The sequence below is a fragment of the Dyella sp. 05T440 genome (assembly GCF_056395965.1).
Genome location: NZ_JBFTKN010000003.1, coordinates 130364 through 151442, shown reverse-complemented (window position 1 = coordinate 151442; position 21079 = coordinate 130364). Strand labels below are relative to the sequence as shown.

20 protein-coding genes are annotated in these 21079 nt (G+C 63.6%); 10 read left to right on the top strand and 10 right to left on the bottom strand.

The genetic code is table 11. The features are described 5' to 3' along the window. Positions 1 to 183 precede the first annotated feature (183 nt). From AC1DE1_RS05045 to AC1DE1_RS05035, 3 genes are all read left to right on the top strand, one after another. Positions 184 to 2034, top strand: coding sequence for a CHASE3 domain-containing protein (locus tag AC1DE1_RS05045; protein ID WP_477178934.1), 1851 nt, complete (start codon positions 184 to 186; stop codon positions 2032 to 2034). A gap of 99 nt (positions 2035 to 2133) precedes the next feature. Further along, on the top strand, positions 2134 to 3063 hold the full coding sequence (gene ku, locus AC1DE1_RS05040) for a non-homologous end joining protein Ku (RefSeq protein ID WP_477175571.1): 930 nt from the start codon (positions 2134 to 2136) through the stop codon (positions 3061 to 3063). A 124-nt stretch (positions 3064 to 3187) separates the two neighbouring features. Then, positions 3188 to 3733 carry a type 1 glutamine amidotransferase domain-containing protein gene (locus tag AC1DE1_RS05035; RefSeq protein ID WP_477175570.1) on the top strand — a complete coding sequence of 182 codons (546 nt, stop codon included), beginning with the start codon at positions 3188 to 3190 and terminating at the stop codon, positions 3731 to 3733. A gap of 9 nt (positions 3734 to 3742) precedes the next feature. Here the strand turns inward: AC1DE1_RS05035 and AC1DE1_RS05030 are convergent, their stop codons facing one another. The 3 genes from AC1DE1_RS05030 to AC1DE1_RS05020 all read right to left on the bottom strand — a co-directional run bounded on the left by AC1DE1_RS05030 (position 3743) and on the right by AC1DE1_RS05020 (position 5303). Then, positions 3743 to 3904 (bottom strand): hypothetical protein, encoded by a 162-nt coding sequence (locus AC1DE1_RS05030; protein ID WP_477175569.1) that lies wholly within the window; start codon positions 3902 to 3904, stop codon positions 3743 to 3745. 100 nt (positions 3905 to 4004) lie between these two features. Then, entirely contained in the window at positions 4005 to 4589 is a 585-nt protein-coding gene (locus tag AC1DE1_RS05025; RefSeq protein WP_477175568.1) for an alpha-ketoglutarate-dependent dioxygenase AlkB, read from the bottom strand. Positions 4590 to 4667: 78 nt separating this feature from the next. Beyond that, positions 4668 to 5303, bottom strand: coding sequence for a nucleotidyltransferase family protein (locus tag AC1DE1_RS05020; protein ID WP_477175567.1), 636 nt, complete (start codon positions 5301 to 5303; stop codon positions 4668 to 4670). 211 nt (positions 5304 to 5514) lie between these two features. Between AC1DE1_RS05020 and AC1DE1_RS05015 the strand changes: the two genes are divergently transcribed. Next, positions 5515 to 5961 (top strand): H-NS histone family protein, encoded by a 447-nt coding sequence (locus AC1DE1_RS05015; protein WP_441602221.1) that lies wholly within the window; start codon positions 5515 to 5517, stop codon positions 5959 to 5961. 57 nt (positions 5962 to 6018) lie between these two features. Here AC1DE1_RS05015 and AC1DE1_RS05010 read toward each other — a convergent pair whose 3' ends face one another. Further along, positions 6019 to 6318, bottom strand: coding sequence for a hypothetical protein (locus AC1DE1_RS05010; protein WP_477175566.1), 300 nt, complete (start codon positions 6316 to 6318; stop codon positions 6019 to 6021). Between the two features lie 377 nt (positions 6319 to 6695). Here AC1DE1_RS05010 and katG point away from each other — a divergent pair, with 377 nt between their 5' ends. The 3 genes from katG (at position 6696) to AC1DE1_RS04995 (ending at position 11158) form a co-directional block, all read left to right on the top strand. Further along, entirely contained in the window at positions 6696 to 8957 is a 2262-nt protein-coding gene (gene katG, locus AC1DE1_RS05005; protein ID WP_477175565.1) for a catalase/peroxidase HPI, read from the top strand. Between the two features lie 217 nt (positions 8958 to 9174). Continuing rightward, positions 9175 to 10365 (top strand): acetyl-CoA C-acyltransferase, encoded by a 1191-nt coding sequence (locus AC1DE1_RS05000; protein ID WP_477175564.1) that lies wholly within the window; start codon positions 9175 to 9177, stop codon positions 10363 to 10365. 190 nt (positions 10366 to 10555) lie between these two features. Further along, entirely contained in the window at positions 10556 to 11158 is a 603-nt protein-coding gene (locus AC1DE1_RS04995; RefSeq protein ID WP_477175563.1) for a peroxiredoxin, read from the top strand. Between the two features lie 94 nt (positions 11159 to 11252). On the opposite strand, the gene AC1DE1_RS04990 is transcribed toward AC1DE1_RS04995, so the two are convergent. Beyond that, positions 11253 to 11621 (bottom strand): response regulator transcription factor, encoded by a 369-nt coding sequence (locus AC1DE1_RS04990; RefSeq protein WP_441602216.1) that lies wholly within the window; start codon positions 11619 to 11621, stop codon positions 11253 to 11255. After that, positions 11618 to 13897, bottom strand: coding sequence for a PAS domain S-box protein (locus AC1DE1_RS04985; protein ID WP_477175562.1), 2280 nt, complete (start codon positions 13895 to 13897; stop codon positions 11618 to 11620). Before AC1DE1_RS04985 ends, AC1DE1_RS04990 begins: the two co-directional genes overlap by 4 nt. Positions 13898 to 14304: 407 nt before the next feature. Between AC1DE1_RS04985 and AC1DE1_RS04980 the strand changes: the two genes are divergently transcribed. After that, a complete protein-coding gene (locus AC1DE1_RS04980; protein ID WP_441602214.1) occupies positions 14305 to 15396 on the top strand; it encodes a redoxin domain-containing protein in 1092 nt (363 codons plus the stop codon). Positions 15397 to 15427: 31 nt separating this feature from the next. Next, on the top strand, positions 15428 to 16495 hold the full coding sequence (locus AC1DE1_RS04975) for an alpha/beta fold hydrolase (protein WP_441602213.1): 1068 nt from the start codon (positions 15428 to 15430) through the stop codon (positions 16493 to 16495). 86 nt (positions 16496 to 16581) lie between these two features. On the opposite strand, the gene mctP is transcribed toward AC1DE1_RS04975, so the two are convergent. From mctP to AC1DE1_RS04955, 4 genes are all read right to left on the bottom strand, one after another. After that, entirely contained in the window at positions 16582 to 18057 is a 1476-nt protein-coding gene (gene mctP / locus AC1DE1_RS04970) for a monocarboxylate uptake permease MctP (protein WP_477175561.1), read from the bottom strand. Beyond that, complete coding sequence (locus AC1DE1_RS04965) at positions 18047 to 18244, bottom strand: DUF3311 domain-containing protein (RefSeq protein WP_441602211.1); 198 nt, start codon at positions 18242 to 18244, stop codon at positions 18047 to 18049. The genes mctP and AC1DE1_RS04965 overlap by 11 nt, the downstream gene beginning before the upstream one ends. Positions 18245 to 18412: 168 nt before the next feature. Then, positions 18413 to 19285: an alpha/beta fold hydrolase gene (locus AC1DE1_RS04960; RefSeq protein WP_441602210.1), complete on the bottom strand. Its 873-nt coding sequence runs from the start codon at positions 19283 to 19285 to the stop codon at positions 18413 to 18415. Between the two features lie 75 nt (positions 19286 to 19360). Next, positions 19361 to 19846 carry an SDR family NAD(P)-dependent oxidoreductase gene (locus AC1DE1_RS04955; RefSeq protein ID WP_477178933.1) on the bottom strand — a complete coding sequence of 162 codons (486 nt, stop codon included), beginning with the start codon at positions 19844 to 19846 and terminating at the stop codon, positions 19361 to 19363. A gap of 234 nt (positions 19847 to 20080) precedes the next feature. Here AC1DE1_RS04955 and AC1DE1_RS04950 point away from each other — a divergent pair, with 234 nt between their 5' ends. Further along, the gene (locus AC1DE1_RS04950) at positions 20081 to 21073 is read left to right on the top strand and encodes an AraC family transcriptional regulator (protein WP_477175560.1); all 993 of its coding nucleotides are present in this window, start codon (positions 20081 to 20083) and stop codon (positions 21071 to 21073) included. Positions 21074 to 21079: the final 6 nt, after the last annotated feature.

The window sequence follows — 21079 nt, the reverse complement described above, 5'->3', positions numbered from 1 at the left end:
ACCGTATCAAGAAATCGTGTGAATGGAATTGCGCGCTCTACACACCATAAAGACCCGATTGACAGCATCGGGCGTATGGGGAAAATCGCGGGATCAACGTTATGAAACGGTGATGTTTCCAGTTCGCTGGCAGCACGCCGTCCTCGCGTTGGCCGGTGTCGGCGATGTGTTCAAGGGGGTTCGATGGAATCGGTAGCCATGCGCTCGCGCATGAGGCGAGGCATCGTTGGCGGGTTCGCGCTATTGGGCGTGGCCTGCGTATTGATCGTGTTTGCCGTGGCGTCGAGTTTTCGCGCCGAACGGTGGGTGGAGCATTCGCTGGAGCTGCAGCAGAGCACCTGGGAGCTTTTCAGTCTCGTGCAGGATGCCGAGACGGGGCAGCGCGGTTATCTGCTGACCGGCGATCGCTCCTATCTCCAGCCCTTCCTCGAGGCCAAGGCGCAACTGCCCGAACGCGAGGATCAGCTGCGCCGCATGGTGGCGCTCAGCCCCGAGCGCGCGGCCCAGCAGAATCAGCTGTTCGATCTGATCGCCGCGAAGATGGATGAGCTGGGCCGCACCGTGCAACTGCGCGGCAACGGCCAGCTCGATGAATCCGCTGCGCTGGTCAAGACCGACGCCGGCCGCCAGCTGATGGTGCAGATACGCAGCGTCGTCACCGGCATGGACCGGGGTGAGCAGGACGTACTGAGCAAGCGCACCTCGGCCATGGATACGCAGCGCCTGCTGCTGATGGTCGCCATCGTGCTGGCGATAGGGCTGGCCTGCGCGCTGGCCTATATGGTGATACGCGAGGGCCGGCAGCACTCTCATGCGTTGCGACGCTCCGTGCTGGCGCTGGAGCAGGAAATCCAGCAGCGCGAAGAAGTCGAGGCACAGCTGCGCCAGGCGCAGAAGATGGAAGCGATCGGCCAGCTCACCGGTGGCGTCGCCCACGATTTCAACAATATGCTGGCCATCATCATCGGCAATCTCGAGTTGCTGATACGGCGGCTGCCCACGGAGGACGCTCGCCTGCAGGGGCCCGCCAACAACGCGCTCAACGGCGCGATGATGGCGGGGGAGCTGACCAAGCAACTGCTGGCGTTCTCGCGCCAGCAGGCGCTGCAACCCAAGCCCACCGACATCAATCTGTGCATTCGCGACATGTCCGCGCTATTGCGCCGGTCGCTGGGCGAAAACATCCAGATCGAGACGGTGCAGGCCGGCGGCCTGTGGCCAGCCTTTGTCGATCGCGCGCAACTGGAAAGCGCTATCGTCAATCTCGCGGTGAACAGCCGCGACGCCATGAATGGCTCGGGCAAGCTCACCATCGAGACGGCCAACACCGTGCTCGATCGCACCTACGCCAAGCAGCATCTCGAAGTCACCTCGGGCCAGTACGTGATGGTGGCGGTGACCGACACCGGTGCCGGCATGAGCGCGGAGGTGATGCAGAAAGCCTTCGACCCGTTCTTCAGCACCAAGGAGCTGGGCAAGGGCACCGGCCTGGGGCTGAGCCAGGTGCACGGCTTCGTCAAGCAATCGCACGGGCACATCAAGATCTACAGCGAGATCGGCGTCGGTACGACGGTGAAGATCTATCTGCCGCGCGACTTCTCCGAGGCGCTGGACGAGACGGTTGCGCCCCATCGTGAGGAGGCCTTGCTCTCTCAGCACAAAGTGCTGGTGGTCGAGGACGATCAGGATGTGCGCCTGTTCGTGGTCAATGCGCTGCGCGAGATCGGCTATATCGCGATCGAAGCCGGCGGCGCGGATGCCGCCTTGATGGCCCTGGACGAACACCCCGACGTCCGCGTACTGCTGACCGATGTGGTGATGCCCGGCACCAATGGCCGTCAATTGGCCAGCAAGGCCAAGGAGCGCTACCCCGAACTGATCGTGGTCTACATGACCGGCTATACGCGTAACGCGATCGTTCACAATGGTGTCCTCGACCCCGGCGTGCGCTTGATCAGCAAGCCGTTCACCATGGTGGACCTGGCGCGCGAGATGCTGGCGGCGATCAAGGACGGCACCAGCGAGCACGCCTAGCGGGAGCCAGGCGTTGCTGGGCGGGATTTCACGCGTGGCTCACCGCGGGCTCACGCGGGAGGGCTTTTGCTCAGGGTTCGTCTTTCGAGGAGCCCTGCCATGGCCCGCCCCATCTGGAACGGAACGCTGTCGTTCGGTCTGTTGAACGTGCCGGTATCCGTGATGCCGGCGGAGCGCCGCGTCGACCTGCATTTCCGCATGCTCGACAGCCGCAGCAATACGCCCATCCGCTACGAGCGCGTCAACGCCGACACCGGCGAGGAAGTGCCGTGGAAGGACATCGTCAAGGCGTACGAGTACAAGAAGGGCAGCTACGTGGTGCTGCGGCCCGAAGACATCAAATCCGCCTCGCCGGAAGGGCGCGAGGCGGTGGAGGTGGAGGCCTTTGTCGATGCCGCGGCCGTGGGCCCCGAATACTTCGAGAAGCCCTATGTGCTGGTGCCCGGCAAGAAGGCCGAAAAGGGTTATGTGCTGCTGCGCGAAACGCTGCGACGCACCGGCAAGATCGGCATCGCACGCGTGGTGATACGTACGCGTGGCTATCTCTCCGCGGTGATTCCCAAGGATGACAGCCTGCTGCTGGTGCTGCTGCGCTATCCGCAGGAGCTGGTAGATGTGGACGATTACGCGCTGCCGTCGGGGAAAACAGCCAGCTACCGCATCACCGCCAAGGAATTGCAGATGGCCGAACAACTGGTCGATTCCATGTCCGGCAAGTGGGAGCCGGGCGACTTCCGCGACGAATTCCGCGACCGCCTGCACAAGGTGATCGAGAAGCGCATGAAGTCCAAGGGCGTTGTGACGCCGATCGATGACGAGCCGTCGGCGCCGGAAGACGCCAGCACCAATGTGGTGGATTTCATGTCGCTGCTGCAAAAGAGCCTGGCGAGCAAGAAACGCACGCCGGCAAAGAAGGCGGCCACGCGCAGCAAGGCCAAGGAGACCAGCACTCCGCGCAAACGCGCCACGGCCAAGAAGACCGCCAAGAAAGCACCTGCCCGCAAGCGCACGTCGCGACGAACCGCTTGAATCTCGGACATGACGCAAGACTGAGCCGAACCCGACCTCGTCACGCAGCGACCACGCAGAACCGACGCGACCCGTATGGCGTGTTTTGCAGGATCGGCACCCACCAGTCAGGAGAGGTAGCGTCATGACACAAGCCAGAATCAAAGGTCGCAAAGTGGCGATGCTTGCCACCGACGGTTTCGAACAGTCGGAGCTGATGGAGCCCAAGCGCTTGCTGGAAGAAGCGGGTGCACAGGTGACGGTGATTGCCCCGGAAGGCAAGCAGCAGATCACCGGCTGGAACAAGAAGGACTGGGGTGACGATGTCCGTGTCGATGCATCGCTCGACGAGGCCAAGGCCGAGGGTTTCGATGCGCTGGTGTTGCCCGGCGGCGTGATGAATCCGGACAACCTGCGCCAGCTTCCGCAGGCGGTCGAATTCGTCAAGGCCTTCGGCAGCGCGGGCAAGCCGATCGCCGCTATTTGCCACGGCCCGTGGACTTTGATCAATGCGGGCCTGGTCAAAGGCCACCAGGTCACCTCATGGCCGTCCCTGCGCCAGGATCTCGAAAATGCCGGCGCCACCTGGGTGGACCGCGACGTGGTGACGGACGGTCAGCTCATCACCAGCCGGAAGCCCGCGGATATTCCTGCCTTTGTCGATGCGGTGATTAAAAGCCTGGCGGCCTGATCTATCTGCTTACGAGGACTTGGGCTTTTGCCGTGGGTTGTTTTGCGGCTCATGCGGGGTGTGCTCGTCGGGCATGTTCTTGCCCTTCGATGGCGTGGGTTGCGGTTCGGGATAGCCTGAGGTGCCCGGCGGTTGATGATGCGGGTCCTGCTCTTTCTTGTGTTTGCTCATGGCGATGGCCTTTGCGGGACGTATCCCGAGGCTGTCGCCTGGCTCTTCAAGAAGGCGTCGCGCTAGCGTGAGTGTTGCGTTGTGCGTTCAGGCCCGAGAATCAGTCGCGCTTGCGGGTCCTGAACGCGAGGCTGATGCGCGGGCCTAGCGGATGGGGCTGCTTGGGAATGCCGTGATCGTAGTGAAGCTGGGTTTCCCAGCTCATCAGCAAGAGGCTGCCGGCCGCCAGATCCAGGTCCAGGCGCCGCGCCGGCACATGTTTCTTGTTGCGGATGTGCATGCGGCGCGTCTCTCCCAGTGAGATCAGCGCAATCGGGTGACCTTCGTGCAGATCGCCGAGGCGGTCGTTGTGCATGGCCACGCTGTCGTGCTCGTCGCGATAGAGATTGAGGCCGATGCTGTTGAACTGCTCGCCGGTGATGGCGCGCACCTGCTCGAGCGCTTTGCCCAGGGGCTCGGGCAGATCCGCATCGTCGGCTGCAAAATGTGCAGTCAGGCGCGGCACATCGAGCTCGCGTTCGTACATCACGCGGCGCTGTTGCCGCCAGATCGGGCTGTCCAGCAGCAGCGCGTGCCACTGCGCCGCCTGCTCGGCGGGGATGACGTTTTCTTCATAGACGATCCGTCCGCTGGGGTCGTCCAGCAGCACCAGCGGGCCTTGGGAAAACAGCGAAAATTGCGTCACGGGCGGGCAGGGCAAAGAGCTTGGGAAAGGTCTGGAGATGGGGGCGATCAGCCTGAATTCGAGTGCCCCGTGCGGCGCTCAAAAAGCCCCGTCGTCCGTGGGTGGTTTCGCTCGCCGACTTGGCCACGCGCCCTCTTCGTCGGGGTTGTCGGTATCGAGGAAGGCTTCGGGCAGGTCGAAGGCGTCGACCTGCGCGGCGTATTTCTGCAGCAAGGATTCTGCACCGGCAGCCGCCTGCAGCGTGGCGAGTTCCTCGGCATAGGCGATCGGGAAAATGCAGGGCAAGCGCAGCACGCGCTGCCGACCGCAGGCCAGGATGCGGTCGGGTGCCGCGGCGTGCGCGGCCAGCATTTTTTCCATATGGCCGACACGGATCGATGCCTGGTTGGCCAGGAGCACCATCAATGCGCGCAACGGTTCTGCGCTGGCCAACAGCGCTTTCACGCCCTCGGCCAGCGAGCCGCCGGCACCCTCCGACGAGGCCTGGTTTTCGACAGGGACGATATCCAGATTGTTGAGGCAGGCGATGACGCCGTCCCCTTGCGCACCGACCACGACCACCACGGGCTGCAGGCGTGCAGCCAGTGCATCCCGCGCGACGCGTCGCACCGTAGGCTCGCCATCGATGGCGATGACCTGCCTGAGCGCATCAAGGCGACTGGCGCTGTCGGCCGCCAGGATGATGCCGCCCACGCGAAGTTCGCGGTGATTCATTGCCGTGTCCACACGTGGAGCAGACGGGCTTCGTCATCGACGGTGACGGGCGGATTGGCGATGTCCATGATGCAGAGTCAGCGACGAATCGCGTGGAGATTTTGTCAACGTGCCGACAAGCATCACATCGTCGACGAATCAGACAGGTCGATGGAGTCATCAGGCTTGCAATGGCTTAGACTGAGCTCGAACCCACTACGCAGGTATATCGATGGCTATTGATCTGAAGAACCTTACGCCCAAAGAACTGCAGGCTCTCATTGCGAACGCGAGTGCCCATATGCAGGAGGCACGGGTGGCCCACGTGCGGGCCATCAAGGAAAAGATCGATGCCCTGTTGAGTCATGCAGGCCTGAACCTGGACGACGTCTATCCCGCGCGCGGCAAGAAGGTCGCGGGCAAAAAGGGCAAGACCGGCTCGGTAGCGCCGAAGTATCGCGACCCGTCTGATCCATCCGTGACGTGGTCGGGACGTGGCCGCCAGCCGCTCTGGTTCGTGAAGGCGCTCAAGCGTCGCGGCGTGACCGAAGCGGATCTGCTGATTGACGGCGCTGCCAGCTCCGCTGCGCAACCCAAGCGCGCCAAAGCCGCCAAAAAGACGCCGAAAAAGGCCGTGAAGCGCGCGGTGCGCAAGACCACTGCCAAGAAGAAAGCCTAAGACGGCCTGATCGCGCTGCGGTGATCGGCCTCACCATCACCGCAGCGCGATACCTGCTCAGGTCAGCGTAACCGCCAGCGCAAACGTGATGGCCCAGAGCGCGAGCTGCAGCGCCAGCGCAGGCAGGATCTGCCGGACGCGACGACGTCCGGGGGCGGTGAACCAGAACATGATGGGAATCTGCCCGAACATCAGCAGCTGGGCGATGTGATCGGCCAGGTCGTTGACGTGGTGCGCGTGCAGTCCGTACCGCAACAGCTCGGATGCGATCATCAGCAAGACAGCCAGCGACATCAGCAGCGGGAGGGCACCGTCCCAGGCCCGCAACGGCGCAGTGGCTGCATGTTTATAGGCCATGGCAACACTCTCTTTGCCGATACGGCGCGACCATGCCCGCCCCATGTGGCAGGCGCATGACGGCCACCGGGCGCTGGCATCCGTCCACCGTGGCGCGTTGGCGATGGCCGCGGTTTGCTGCGGATTGGCCGGTTCCCTCGGCTCGCTGGATGGCTACGGGCCGAATACGGAACTTTCGCTCCGGTCGGCGTAAGCTCCGACAACTGCGGGCACCGTCGACGCGCGCCAGAACCCGCCCGACGCGCGTCCAGGCGGCCCACCGGACCAGGCTCATGCACCTTGGGTGACCGCTTTCGGTTTCCCGCCACGACAGGGGCATAGACGCCTGACGCATCGAAAGAACGTGTAGTGGGTTCATCCTCCCAAGGAGAGAGCGCATGTCAACCGAAGCAAAGTGCCCCTTCATCCATGCCGCCGGCGGCGGTACGACGAACCGGGACTGGTGGCCCAAGCAATTGCGAGTGGATCTGCTCGCACAGCACTCGAGCAAATCCAATCCGCTCGATCAAGGCTTCAACTACGCCGAAGCCTTCAAGAAGCTCGACCTGCCCGCGGTGAAGAGGGATCTGACCGCACTGATGACCGATTCGCAGGATTGGTGGCCGGCCGATTTCGGCCACTACGGTCCGCTGTTCATCCGCATGGCCTGGCATAGCGCCGGCACCTACCGCATCGGCGATGGCCGTGGTGGTGGCGGTCGCGGGCAGCAACGTTTTGCGCCGCTCAACAGCTGGCCCGACAACGTGAGCCTGGACAAGGCACGTCGCCTGCTGTGGCCGATCAAGCAGAAGTATGGCCAGAGCATTTCCTGGGCCGATCTGATGATTCTTGCCGGCAACGTCGCACTGGAGTCGATGGGCTTCAAGACCTTCGGATTCGGTGGCGGGCGCGAGGACACGTGGGAACCCGATCAGGACGTCTACTGGGGCAACGAGAAGACCTGGCTGGGCGGCGATATCCGCTATGGCAAAGGCAAGCCCGGTGACGAGAAAGAAGGCGTGCTGGTGGCCGAGCCGGAACTGCATGGCAGCGAGACCAGCCGCACCGATGGCGGACGCAATCTCGAAAACCCGCTGGGCGCCGTGCAGATGGGCCTGATCTACGTGAATCCGGAAGGCCCGGACGGCAATCCCGATCCGGCCGCGGCCAGTCACGATATCCGCGATACCTTCGGCCGCATGGCGATGAACGACGAAGAGACCGTGGCGCTGATCGCGGGCGGTCACACCTTCGGCAAGACGCACGGCGCCGGTCCCGCCGATCATGTCGGTCCGGAGCCCGAAGGTGCGGATCTCGAGCACATGGGACTGGGTTGGGTCAGCACGTTTGGCAGCGGTAAGGGTGCCGACACCATCACCAGCGGCCTGGAAGTCACCTGGACCAGCACGCCCACGCGCTGGAGCAACAACTTCTTCTGGAATCTGTTCGGCTTCGAATGGGAGCTCACCAAGAGCCCGGCCGGCGCCAATCAGTGGCAGCCCAAGAACGGTGGCGGTGCGGGCACCGTGCCGCACGCGCACGACAAGGACAAACGCATCGCGCCATCGATGCTCACCACCGACATCGCGCTGCGCGTGGATCCGGTGTACGAGAAAATCTCGCGGCGCTTCATGGAAAATCCGGATCAGTTCGCCGATGCCTTTGCCCGGGCCTGGTTCAAGCTCACCCATCGCGACATGGGGCCGCGCGCCCGCTATCTCGGGCCGGAAGTGCCCAAGGAAGAGCTGATCTGGCAGGATCCGATCCCCGCCGTCGATCATCCGCTGGTGGATGAGCAGGACATCGCCTCGCTCAAGCAGAAGCTGCAATCGTCCGGACTATCGGTCGCGCAGCTGGTGCAAACGGCGTGGGCGTCGGCATCCACCTTCCGCGGTTCGGATAAGCGTGGCGGCGCCAATGGCGCACGTATTCGCCTGGCGCCGCAGAAAGACTGGCCGGTCAATCAGCCCGACGAACTGGCGAAGGTGCTCAAGGTGCTGGAAGGCATCCGGGACGACTTCAACAAGGGCCAGTCCGGTGGCAAGAAGATTTCGCTGGCCGATCTGATCGTGCTCGCCGGCAGCGCCGGCATCGAGCAGGCCGCGAAAAATGCGGGCCATCCGCTCAATGTGCCGTTCTCGCCGGGCCGCATGGACGCCTCGCAGGAACAGACCGAAGTGGAATCGGTAGCCATGCTCGAACCGGTGGCCGATGGATTCCGCAACTTCCTCAAGGGCAAGTACAGCATCCCGGCCGAGCAGCTGCTGATCGACAAGGCCCAGCTGCTGACGTTGACCGCGCCGGAGATGACCGCGCTGATCGGTGGTCTGCGCGTGCTCAATGTCCACACCGGCAAGGATGCCCATGGCGTGCTCACCGACAAGCCCGAAACACTCACCAACGACTACTTCCGCAACCTGCTCGACATGGGCGTGGAATGGACGTCGACCTCGCACGATGTGTTCGAGGGACGCGATCGCAAGAGCGGCAAGGTGAAGTGGACGGGCAGTCGCGTGGATCTGATTTTCGGCGCGCATGCCCAGCTGCGTGCCTTGTCGGAAGTCTATGCGGCGCAAGACGGCAAGGAGAAATTCCTGCGCGACTTCGTGGCGGCCTGGGTCAAGGTGATGAACCTCGACCGGTTCGATCTCGCCGCCTGATCGATGACGACGCCCCGCCGGGAGCAGGTTCCCGGCGGGGCGTTTGTTTGTTCAGGGCGCGAGCTGCAGTCGTGTCATGTCGGGTCGCTCGTCGGATGGGTCTTCAGGATCGTGCCGCATGCGTGGGCACAGCGGCCGGCTGCTCTCTTCTTAACTTAAATATGATGTGTATCATATAAAAATCCACGCCACCCCAAACTTCGCCGCGGAAATCATCATGCTCACCTCCGACCCCGTCGTTATCGTCGCCGCCGCCCGTACGCCGCTGGGGCGTTTCCAGGGTGCGCTATCCGGTCTGGCCGGTCATGCGCTGGGCAGCATCGCCATGCGCGCCGCCATCGCCCGCGCCGGCGTTGCCCCGGACATGGTTGACGAAGTGCTGATGGGTTGCGTGCTTCCGGCCGGGCAGCGGCAAGCGCCGGCGCGTCAGGCGGCCTGGGGCGCCGGACTGCCGCGTGAAGTAGGCGCCACCACCATCAACAAGGTCTGCGGCTCGGGCATGAAGGCGGCCATGCTGGCGCATGACCTGCTCGCCGCGGGCTCGGCACGGGTGGTCATGGCTGGTGGCATGGAGTCGATGACGAACGCGCCTTACCTGCTGTCCAAGGCGAGGGGCGGCTATCGCGTCGGCCACGATCAGATCTTCGATCACATGATGCTCGATGGCCTGGAAGACGCCTATGAACAAGGCCGCCCGATGGGCGACTTCGGCGAGATGGCCGCCGAGCGCTACGGCTTTGATCGCGCCGCCCAGGATGCGTGGGCCATCGAGACCCTGCAGCGCGCGCAGGCGGCGGCACGCGAGCAAGCCTTCGCCGATGAAATCGCGCCGATCGAGCTGCATGACCGCACGGGTACCAGCGTGTTCAAGGATGACGAGCACCCGCAGCGCGTCTCCGTCGAAAAGATTTCCGCCTTGAAGCCCGCCTTCCGCGATAACGGCAGCATCACGGCCGCCAGTGCCTCGGCCAACGCCGATGGCGCGGCTGCCCTGCTGATGACGCGGCGTTCGATCGCAGAACAGCAGGGTTGGCCGGTGCTGGCCATCGTCAAAGGCCACGCCACCCATTCGCACGAGCCTGCGTGGTACACCACTGCGCCGGTACCGGCGATCCGCAAGTTGCTGGCAACGCTGGACTGGTCCATCGACAGCGTTGATCTGTTCGAAATCAACGAAGCGTTTGCGGTGGTGCCGATGATTGCGGCCAAGGAGCTTGGCATCCCGCGCGACAAGATCAATGTGCACGGCGGCGCCTGCGCACTGGGCCATCCCATTGGCGCCACCGGCGCGCGCCTGCTGGTGACCCTGGTGCACGCGCTGCGGCGGGCGAAGTTGCAGCGAGGCGTGGCGTCGCTGTGCATCGGCGGCGGCGAGGCCACGGCGGTGGCGCTGGAGCTGCCCGCCTGAAGCGGGTGCAGGACGGAAGCTGAGGCGGCCCGCGGCCGAGATGAAAGCTCGTTCATCTCGCGCCGGGAAACGAGCGGATTGCCCCGCTTTGGAGCAAGATGGCAACCTTCCCGCGCTCAACGGGTACTTACCGCGGACGCTTGCGCGTTACCCGGCCAGGCTTCCCTCTCCATCACAAGGGCTCCAAGCAATGAAACACTTTCTTGTCCGTTCGCTCGCCATCACCGCCCTGACCCTGGCGACGTCAGCGTTCGCGGCCGCCGGCCAGGGCGATGCCGCGCCCAGCTTCAACGCTCCGGCCAGCAAGGCAGGCAAGACCATCTCGTTCTCACTGGCCGACGCACTCAAGTCGGGGCCGGTGGTGGTCTATTTCTTCCCCTCGGCTTATACCGGCGGTTGCGATATCGAGGCGCATGAGTTTGCGCAGGAGACGGAGAAGTTCAAGGCCGCCGGCGCCACCGTGATCGGCGTGTCGGAGGACAGCATCCAGCGCCTCAACACCTTCTCGTCCGATCCCAACTACTGCGCCGGCAAGTTTGCGGTGGCCTCCGATCCGGACGGCAAGATCGCCCAGTCCTATGGCCTGAAGGTGTCTGCTGCCGATCCCAAGGCCGTCGACGTGCGCGGCGTGGCCATCGACCATGGCTTCATCGAACGCACCACCTTCGTGATCGGACGCGACGGCAAGATCGCTGCCGTGCTTTCCTCGGAATCCGATCACCTGCATCCCAAGGATCACGTGAGCAAGTCGCTGAGCGTGGTCGAGCAGATGAAGAGCCCGAAGGCTCCGTAAGCGCCATGGGTGCGCGGCCAGTGCCGCGCACCTTTCACCGCAGGGCCGCGGCGCTACGAACAGAGCGTCGAGGTGGATGCGCTTGCCACCCGCTTCAGTGAAAGGCGGTATGGAGTGCGGCCAGCAGCAGCGACTCGCTGAATGGCTTGAACAGGCAGTCGACCGCGCCGCGCTTGAGTGCCAGCGTGCGCACGCTTTCATCCCTGCTGGCGGTGATGAAGACGATGGGAATATCCCGCCCGCTTTGCGCCAACACTTGTTGCAGTTCGAGTCCCGACATGCCTGGCATGGCCATGTCCAGAATCAGGCAGCGTGCCGCGCCGACACAGTCCGAACTGAGGAAAGCTTCCGCCGACGGAAAGGCCCGCACCGAGTAACCAAACTCCATCAACAGGTCGGGCAAGGACTCGCGCACGGACTCGTCGTCGTCCACCACCGTAACCAGGGGACCTGCAGCGGTCACAGCTGCCTCGTGTTGCGCGTCGTGCCGGTGGTTGCTGTTTGCGTCGCCGGCTCATCCTGGCTGGCGCGCGGAATGGAAAACCAGAAGCTCACGCCCGGTCCGTCGTTGGGCGCGGCCCATAGCCGTCCCTGATGGCGCTCGATGATGGACTGGCTGATCGATAGTCCTATCCCCATGCCGCCGTCCTTGGTCGTATAGAACGTATCGAACAGTTTGCTCACGCCCTTGGGCCCGAAGCCCACGCCCGAATCGCGTACCGTCAGGCGTACACGGTCGCCGGTGTCGCGTTCGGTGCGGATCACCACCTGCCTGGGACGATCGTCCACCTCGCGCATGGCTTCAGCCGCATTCATCAGCAAGTTGAGGATCACCTGCTGGAGTTGCACGCGATCGCCCATCACCAGCGGCATGTCATCGAGCAGCTCGGCTTTCAACATCACGCGGCTGCTCTTGAGCGTGCTCTGCGAAAGCGCGATGACTTCACGGGTGGCGTCGTTCAAGTTCACCCACTCGGGCACGGTTGCCTTGTTGCTGAAGAGGGCGCGCACGCGGGTCATCACATCGGCCGCGCGATGGCCGTCGCGAATGGTGCGCTTGGCGGTGTCGATGGCTCCCTCGATGCATGGCGGATCGGCAGCCAGCTGGCGCAGGCAGGTGCTTGCATTGGTGATCACGCCTGACAGGGGCTGGTTGACCTCGTGCGCGATCGATGCGGTGAGCACACCGAGGCTGTTGATCTTGGTCATGCTCGCCAGCTCGGCGCGCAACGCGCCCAGGGTTTCTTCCGAAGTGCGTCGCTGGGTGACGTCTTGCACGGCGCCGAGGTACTCGCGTCCGTAGCGGCCTCGCGTGCTGTGGGAAACGATGTGTACGTGCTTGATCGAACCGTTGGGCATCAGCAGGCGTATTTCGTAGTCGTGGTCGTTGCCTGCCGTGCGCGCATCGATCCGCTTGTCGGTCAGCAGCGGCATGTCATCGGGATGCACGCGATCGGTAATCCGCTCCAGCGTGACGGTGCTGCCCTGGGCGAATCCAAAGATGCGATACAGCTCTTCGGAGAAGACGATCTCGTCGCTGTCCAGGCACCAGGAAAAGCTGCCGGTAAGGCTGATGCGCTGGCCATCGGCGAGAAATGCCTCGCTGCGGCGCAGCTTTTCATCGGCGCGCTTGCGGTCGTCGATATCGATGCTGATGCCATACCAGCGGATGATGCCGCCGTACTCGTTGCGCAGAGGATTGACGCGGAACAGAAACCAGCGGTACTCGCCGTCGCAGCGGCGCAGGCGGGTTTCGATCTCGCCGGGCTCGTGCGAGGCCAGGATGAGCCGCCAGGAGACCGTGAGGTTGTCCACGTCGTCCGGGTGGACGGCCACCATCCAGCCCCAGCCGAGCGCCTGCTCGGCATTGAGTCCGACATAGTCGAGATAGTGCTGGTTGAAGAACTCCGCCGAACCATCGGTGCGCGCCGACCACACCAGCGCAGGTATGGTGTGGATGGTGGCGTGCAGATTGCGCTCGGCGGTGCGCAGGGCTTCCTCCGGCCGCCGCTGGTCGTCGATATCGATCAGCAGATGCAACCAGCAGGCAATCTCGCCGTCGCCATCTCGCCAGGGCATGCCGATCACGTTGAACCAGCGGTAGACGCCGTCTGAGCGGCGGTGGCGACTCTGCACGTTGTAAGTGGAGCCGCTCTCATAGGCCTTGGACTGCGCGCCAAGGATGTAGGGCAGATCGTCCGGGTGCACGACATCGGACGGCTTGAGGCTTTTCAATTGCGAGAACGTCTTGCCGAAGTAATCGCGCGTGGCCTGGTTGATGCGCAGCAGTTTGCCCGTGCGCGTCGTGACGGCGGCCGGCACCGGCATGCTGTCCAGCGCAGCGCGCAAATCCGGCAAGGCTTTGGGCACGGCTTGTTCAAGCCGTTTGCGTTGGTCGATGTCGGTGGTGATGCCGCACCATTTTTCCACCCGGCCGGATGCGTCCGTCAGCGGACCCATCCGCAGCAGGAACCAGCGATAGTCTCCGTCGCATTGGCGCATTCGCACTTCGAGCTCCCCCTGGGCGCCGGCAGCCGCCATGGCATGCCAGCCCGCAAGCAGCGCCGAAAGATCGTCAGGATGTATCGCCATTTGCCAGCCCTGGCCCAAGGCCTCATCGAAACCCAGTCCCGTGTACTCGCACCAAGATGCATTGACGAAGTCCGCGCGTCCGTCGGCAAAAGCCGTCCACGCAGGGACAGGGAGCGCGTCGAAGATACGGTTCCACTCGTGTTGCACGACGATCTTCCTCGACGTTTATGCGCCACAGCTCCGAGCGTCGTCCATGGTACTTTGGTGTCGGCGAGCAGCCTCGACGCCTTGCGGGCCTGGGCAGATGGTGGCCGCTGATGCGTGACTCCAGCGTCGACTCGGGAGCGTGGATGTTGGGCTGGGCAATCGCTGGCCAAGCTCGCGCCACAATGTGTGGAGGCGATGTGACGGCGCCCGGCCCAACCAATACCAAAGCTCGATAGACGCTGCACGGGCGACGGGTGCAGCCTCGCGGACGGGTAGGGCAGCGGGCGCCCGTCGGCTTGCCGCGCTGGCGATGAGACGATGGCGCCGGCGCTACTGGGCAAGACCCAAGTAGACGTCCGTACCGCGACGGCGGGTGGCCAGCGTGCGACTAGGATCAAGGTCTGAACATGAAAGCAAACCAGCGCCTGCTGGCCTCCTTGGTGGTGCTTGCCACGGTATTCCTGCTGGCGACGCACGCGCGGGAACAAAGCGACGCGGCGGCACCGGCGCCGGGTGCGATCCACTTGCCTCGTGAAGGCAGCCTCCCGTCGCTCGATGGCGCCGTGGCATGGCTCAATTCGCCGCCACTGACGCCCGCGGCCTTGCGCGGCAAGGTGGTGCTGGTCGATATCTGGACCTATTCGTGCATCAACTCGATACGTCAGCTCCCCTATGTGCGCGCGTGGGCGAACAAGTACCAGAAACAGGGCCTGGTCGTGATCGGCGTGCACGCCCCCGAGTTTGCGTTTGAAAAAGACCCCGACAACGTTCGCCAGGCGGTGAAGGATCTGCGCTTCGGTCCACCCCTGATCACCGCGATCGATAGCCAGCACGCGATCTGGAACGCTTTCAACAACGAGTACTGGCCTGCGCTGTACTTCATCGATGCCAAGGGCGCGATACGCCATCACGTCTTTGGCGAAGGCGAGTACGACCAGTCCGAGCGGGTCATCCAGCAATTGCTGGTCGAGGCCGGTGCCACGCAGGTGAGCCACGACCTGGTGACCGTCGATGCGCGCGGCGTTGAGGCCGCTCCCGACTGGGACGATGTGAGATCGCAGGAAACCTATATCGGCTCCGAGCGCCGCGAGAATTTCGCCTCGACCGGCGCCAGTCGGTTCAGCGAGCGCAATGTCTACGCCAGGCCATCCCTGCTGAATCTCAACCAGTGGGCGCTGGTAGGCGACTGGACAGTGGGCAAGCATTCGGCCGTACTGAACAAGGCCCAGGGACGCATTGCCTACCATTTTCATGCGCGCGACCTGCATCTGGTGATGGGGCCGGCAACGCCAGGCACATCGGTGCGCTTTCGCGTGACCATCGATGGCAAACCGCCCGGCGCCGCCCACGGTGTTGACGTGAACGAGCAGGGCGAAGGTACGGTCACCGGGCCGCGGATGTATCAACTGATCCGGCAGCCCTTGCCGATCTTCGATCACGAGTTCGCGATCGAGTTTCTCGATCCGGGCGCCGAAGCGTTTGTGTTCACCTTCGGCTGAATCGTTTGCTGCATCCGCCAAGAGGAACGCCATGAAGCGCACCGGTTCGACCGATGACATCGACGTCCGCCGCCGCCAGCTGGTGGGTGCCGCGGCTGTCACGCTGGCTGCCACGCAGCTGGGCGTGGCGTCGCTGAGCCATGCGCAACAGGGCAGCACGGATCCCAAGATGCAGGCGCCGGCCAAGGCAGCTGCGCACACTTCGTTTGCGCCGCTCAAGCAGGTCAAGGCGGGCGATCTGAGTATCGGTTATGCCGAGGCTGGCCCCGCCGGCGGACCGGTGGCCTTGTTGCTCCACGGCTGGCCCTACGACATCTACAGCTTCGTGGACGTGGCGCCCTTGCTGGCCGCGGCGGGCTATCGGGTGATCGTTCCCTATCTGCGCGGCTACGGCACCACCCGTTTCATTTCTGACAGCACCATGCGCAACGGCGAGCCGGCGGCGCTAGCGGTCGACATCGTGGCAATGATGGATGCGCTCAAGATCAAGCAGGCGACCATCGGCGGCTTCGACTGGGGTGCACGTACGGCCAATATCATCGGGGCGCTGTGGCCGCAGCGTTGCAAGGCGATGGTATCGGTGAGCGGCTATCTGATCGGCAGCCAGGCGTCCGGCAAGACGCCGCTGCCGCCCAAGGCGGAGCTGCAATGGTGGTATCAGTTCTACTTCGCGACCGATCGCGGCAAGGAGGGCTACGACAAATACCGGCACGACTTCGCCAAGCTCATCTGGCAACTCGCCTCGCCCAAATGGAATTTCGACGACGCCACCTTCGAGCGGTCAGCCGCCGCCTTCGACAATCCCGATCATGTGGCCATCGCGATCCACAACTACCGCTGGCGTCTCGGGCTGGCCCAGGGCGAAGCGAAGTATGACGAGTATGAGCAGAAGCTCGCCGCCGCTCCTGTCATTACGGTGCCCACCATCACCATGGAAGGTGACGCCAATGGCGCGCCGCATCCTGATCCCAGCGCCTATGCAAAGAAATTCACCGGCAAGTATGCGCACCGCGATATCGCCGGTGGCATCGGTCACAATCTTCCGCAGGAAGCGCCGGAGGCCTTTGCCAAGGCGATGATCGATGTCGATCACCTGTGAGTTGTTGCCGCCGGCTATTCGATTGAAATGGCCAACTCCGCCGGGCGCGGAGCTCGCCACGGCTTGCGTGGAAGATGGAGAGAGGGTCACGGGTTTGCTTTGGACGAGAGGCTGCCGACCGCATGCACGATCGCCACCGCCAGCAGATTGATGATCAGCGCCACCAACCCCGTATACAGCGAGACCGAAAGCGATCCCCACGCGTAGTGATGGATCGGCTTGAGTCCATCCGACCAGATCAGCCAGGTGCCGCTGGCCATGCCGGCGATCCACCCGATCAGCAGGCAGCGCGCGGCGACACGCGAGGCGAACAGGCTGAACATCAGTGCAGGGAAGGTCTGCAGGATCCACATGCCACCCAGCAATTGCAGGTCCAGCGCAAAATGCGTGGGCAGATACAGGATGGCCAGCAGCGCGCCCACCTTGACGACCAGCGACGCGATCTTCGCAACACGCGCTTCCTCTTGCGGGCTGACCGCCGGATTCACATAGGCCTTCCAGAAGTTGCGGGTGAACACGTTGGCCGCGCCAATGCTCATCACCGCGGCGGGCACCAGCGCCCCGATGCCGATGGCGGCGAAGGCAAAGCCCGCGAACCAGCTGGGGAACAGCGCCTTGAACAAGGCCGGCACGACATCATTGTTGCTGGCAAGCTTCAGATGAGCGGCATGCCCCATGTAGCCGAGCAGGGCAAGCAGGCCTAGCAGCAAGGTATAGGCCGGCAAGAGCATCGCGTTCTTGCGGATGGTGTTCGCGCTCTTGCTCGCAAAGATCCCGGTCAAGGTGTGCGGATACATGAAGGCTGCCAGCGCCGAACCCAGTGCCAGCGAGGCATAGGGCATGAACTGGGCCGGATCCAGCAGGATGCTGCCGCTGCCCTTGTCCTTGAATGCCTGCGCGGCGGCATCGAAGACAGCGCCATAACCGCCCAGCTTGCTGGGAATGACGGCCACCGCGGCGATCACCGCAATATAGATGAGGATGTCTTTGACGAAGGCGATCAGCGCCGGCGCGCGGATGCCGGAGGAGTAGGTATAAACGGCAAGTATCACGAACGCGATGATCAGCGGAATTTCGCCATTCAATCCCAGGGCGGCAAACACGGTCGCCATGCCCACCAGCTGCAACGCGATATACGGCATGGTGGCGATGACGGCGGTGATCGCCACCGCCAGCTCAAGCGCACGCGAACCGAAGCGGCCATACACCACATCCGGCGCCGTGATATGGCCGTGTGCCTTGGCGTTGCGCCACAGCACCGGCATCACGGCAAACACGAACGGGTAGACGATGATGGTATAGGGCAGGGCAAAGAAGCCGTAAGCGCCGACGGCGTAGACCAGCGCAGGCACGGCAATAATCGTATAGGCCGTATAGAAATCGCCGCCGACCAGAAACCAGGTGATCCAGGTGCCGAAACGGCGACCGCCCAGACCCCATTCATCCAGGTTGGTCGGTTCGGACGATTGCTTCCAGCGCGCGGCCAGAAAACCCATCACGGTGACGAGTGCGAACAGTGCAGTGAAGACGCCGATGGCGACAAAGTCGGGCTCAGTCGTCATGACGCGATTTCCCATAGACGATCCAGAGCAGAATGACCGTGATCGGCACCCATAGCAGCTGGTACCAGTAGAAGAACGGAAAGCCCAACAGCGCGGGCTCGGCCTTGTTATAGAACGACACCCAGAGCAGCCCCAGATAGGGCAGCAGCAGTAGCAGGGAAATCAGGCGAGCGCGATCACGAGCCATGCAAACACCTCATCGGGGGCGGCCATCGCTGCGTCCTTTGCACCGATAACCGCGAATGCCATGCAGCTGCCTTCCACTCTATGACGCCATGCGCAAGGATCGAATAGCCACGAATCGATAGTCAGTCTTCCGTGAGCAGCAACAATCCCGGTGCTCCGCCACGCAGCCTCAGGCCTGCGCCATGCGCATGCGGTGGCGATCCAGAAACTGCAGGGTGAGATCGGCCACTTGCAGCACCTTGGTATCCATCGCGAAATGGCCGGCGTCCAGCAAGTGGACCTCCGCCGATGGAACGTCGTTCTGGTAAGCCCAGGCACCGGGTTCGACGAACGACGGATCGTATTTTCCCCACAACACCAGCAAAGGCGGCTGCTGTGCCTTGAGATAAGCCTGCCACTGCGGATACGAGGCCACGTTCGTTCGGTAATCGTAGAAAAGATCTTCCTGGATGCGGTCCTGGCCGGGTCGGTTCAGGAAGGCGGATTCGTCGGTCCACAGATCCGGGTCGTACAGTTCGGTGTGGGGATCGGTTCCGAGGTGACGTTGTCTGGCTGCCTCGAACGAGATCAGATTCGCGCGCAACTTGTCGGCAAAGGCATGTCGGTCGGCCCAGTATTGACGACGCGTTGCCCACAGTGGCCCGAGGCCTTCTTCATGCGCCACGGCATTCTGGATCACCATCGCGTGGATGCGCTCGGGATGCATAAGCGCGAGCCGAAATCCAACCGGGCCGCCATAGTCCTGCATGAACAGCGTGTAGCGTTGCAGGCCCAGTTGCTTGGTAAACGCTTCGATGACCGACGCAAGATGCCCGAATGTATAGGCGAAGATGGCGGGGTCGGGCGCATCGGAGTGTCCGAAACCCGGATAGTCGGGAGCAATCACGTGGTATCGCACCGCGAGCATCGGTATCAGCTTGTCGTACATCCTCGACGACGACGGAAAGCCGTGCAGCAGGAGCACGCCGGGTGCGCTCTTGCTGCCGGCTTCGCGATAAAAGAGGTTCAAGCCTTGGACCTGAACGCTCTGGTACGTCGTCATGGCATTCACTCGTGTGCTGATCGCGCTCTGTGTGGATCAGCAAGCCGAGTGATTAGACGCGATGCGCCGTAAAGCTTACGTCGATGCGATGCGCACGTCCGTCGACCGCTCGCTCAGCGTCCACAACCGTTCGGCAGCCGCGGGATCGGTCGCCCACGGGCGAACACCGCTCGACAAGGTCGCCTGACCTGCCTCGGTGGCCTCGGTGTCGGGTGCAAGTTCAGCAATATCGCAGTCCTCGCAGTAGACGCCGCCCAGGCCATCCAGTTGCGCACTGGTGGCTGCCCATACGCTGGTCGCCGCGCCTTGCGCCACGCTCTTGAGGCCCAGCGAGAGGTCGACCACCGCCTGGCCGTGTTCGTCGATGGCGCCGATCTTCCGCAGTTCTTCCGCGCTCATGTGTCGGGCCAGGTCGGTGACGATGCGGCCCGGATGGACGGAGAAGGCGCGCACACCGTGGGGCGCACCGCGCGTATCCAGGCCCACGGCGAACAGCGCGTTGGCCGTTTTGGATTGGCCGTAGGCGATCCAGCGGTCGTACTCGCGACATGACGCGCGCACCCGCCGCGCGCAATGCGCGCGCTGTCTCGGTGCCGATGCCCGAGTAGCCACCGGTGACGATGGCGGTCTTGCCGGTAAGGTCGATGCCGGCCAGCACGTCCTGCGCCGTGGTGGCCGCGGAAAAGCCGGTATGGATGGGGGCTTGCAAGCTGGGCATGGGGAGGGTTCCGGTGAAGGTGACGCCTAGTCTAGACATCGCGCCTCGTACGATGAATGCTTGAAAATCCCTGATACATGCCCAATCGTTCAGGCATGCTCAACGATCCGCTTTCCGATGTGCTCAAGCTGGCGAATGTGCAATCGCTGGTGACCGGCGGTTTTATGGCATCGGGTCCATGGGCGATTCGTTTTCCTGCGCCGGGCAAGCTCAAGTTCTTCGCGGCGGTGCGCGGCGCCTGCTGGTTGCAGCTGGAAGGCGAGGCGAGTCCGTTACGGCTGGAGCCGGGCGACGTGATCTTGCTCGCCCTCAGGCGCAACTTCGTACTGGCGAGTGATTTGACAGCAACACCACGCGCCTCGCATGAGCTGTTTGCAAATCGCAGCGAGCCGATGGTGGCCGTGGATGGGGTGAATATTGACGAGGCCGAGGTGGTGCAGATCGGTGGCCATGTGCATCTGCATCCTTCCTACGGTGCCTTGCTGTCGGATGTGCTGCCGCCGTATATCCATGTGCATGGCTCGGCGCCGGAGGCACAGGCCTTGCGCTGGATCCTCGATCAGTTGCTGCGCGAGCGCGCCGACTTGCCGGGCTCGGGCCTGGCCACCATGCAGCTGGGCTATCTGCTGTTTATCCAGGTCTTGCGTGCGCATCTGGCGGCAGGCGGCGCGTTGCGTGCCGGCTGGTTGCGGGCGGCGACGGACGCACGTCTCGCGCCGGCTCTGCGATTGATCCACGGCGAACCCGGGCGCGCCTGGCGACTGGATCAGCTCGCGCGTGCCTCGGCCATGTCGCGCACCAGCTTTGCGACGCACTTCAAGGCGGTGGCCGGCGAAGCGCCGCTTTCGTATCTCACGCGCTGGCGCATGCGACTGGCCGAGCAGGCGCTGCGTCGCGGCGATGCGCCGGTGGCGGCGCTGGCGCAAACGCTGGGCTATGCCTCGGAGAGTGCGTTCAGTCATGCGTTCAAACGCGTGGTCGGTCTTTCTCCGAGGCACTATGGCGAACAGCTGCGCGATATGGGCGAAGACAACGTTGCCCAGGCCGCAGTAGCCGTCGACGGGCTATAGATATCC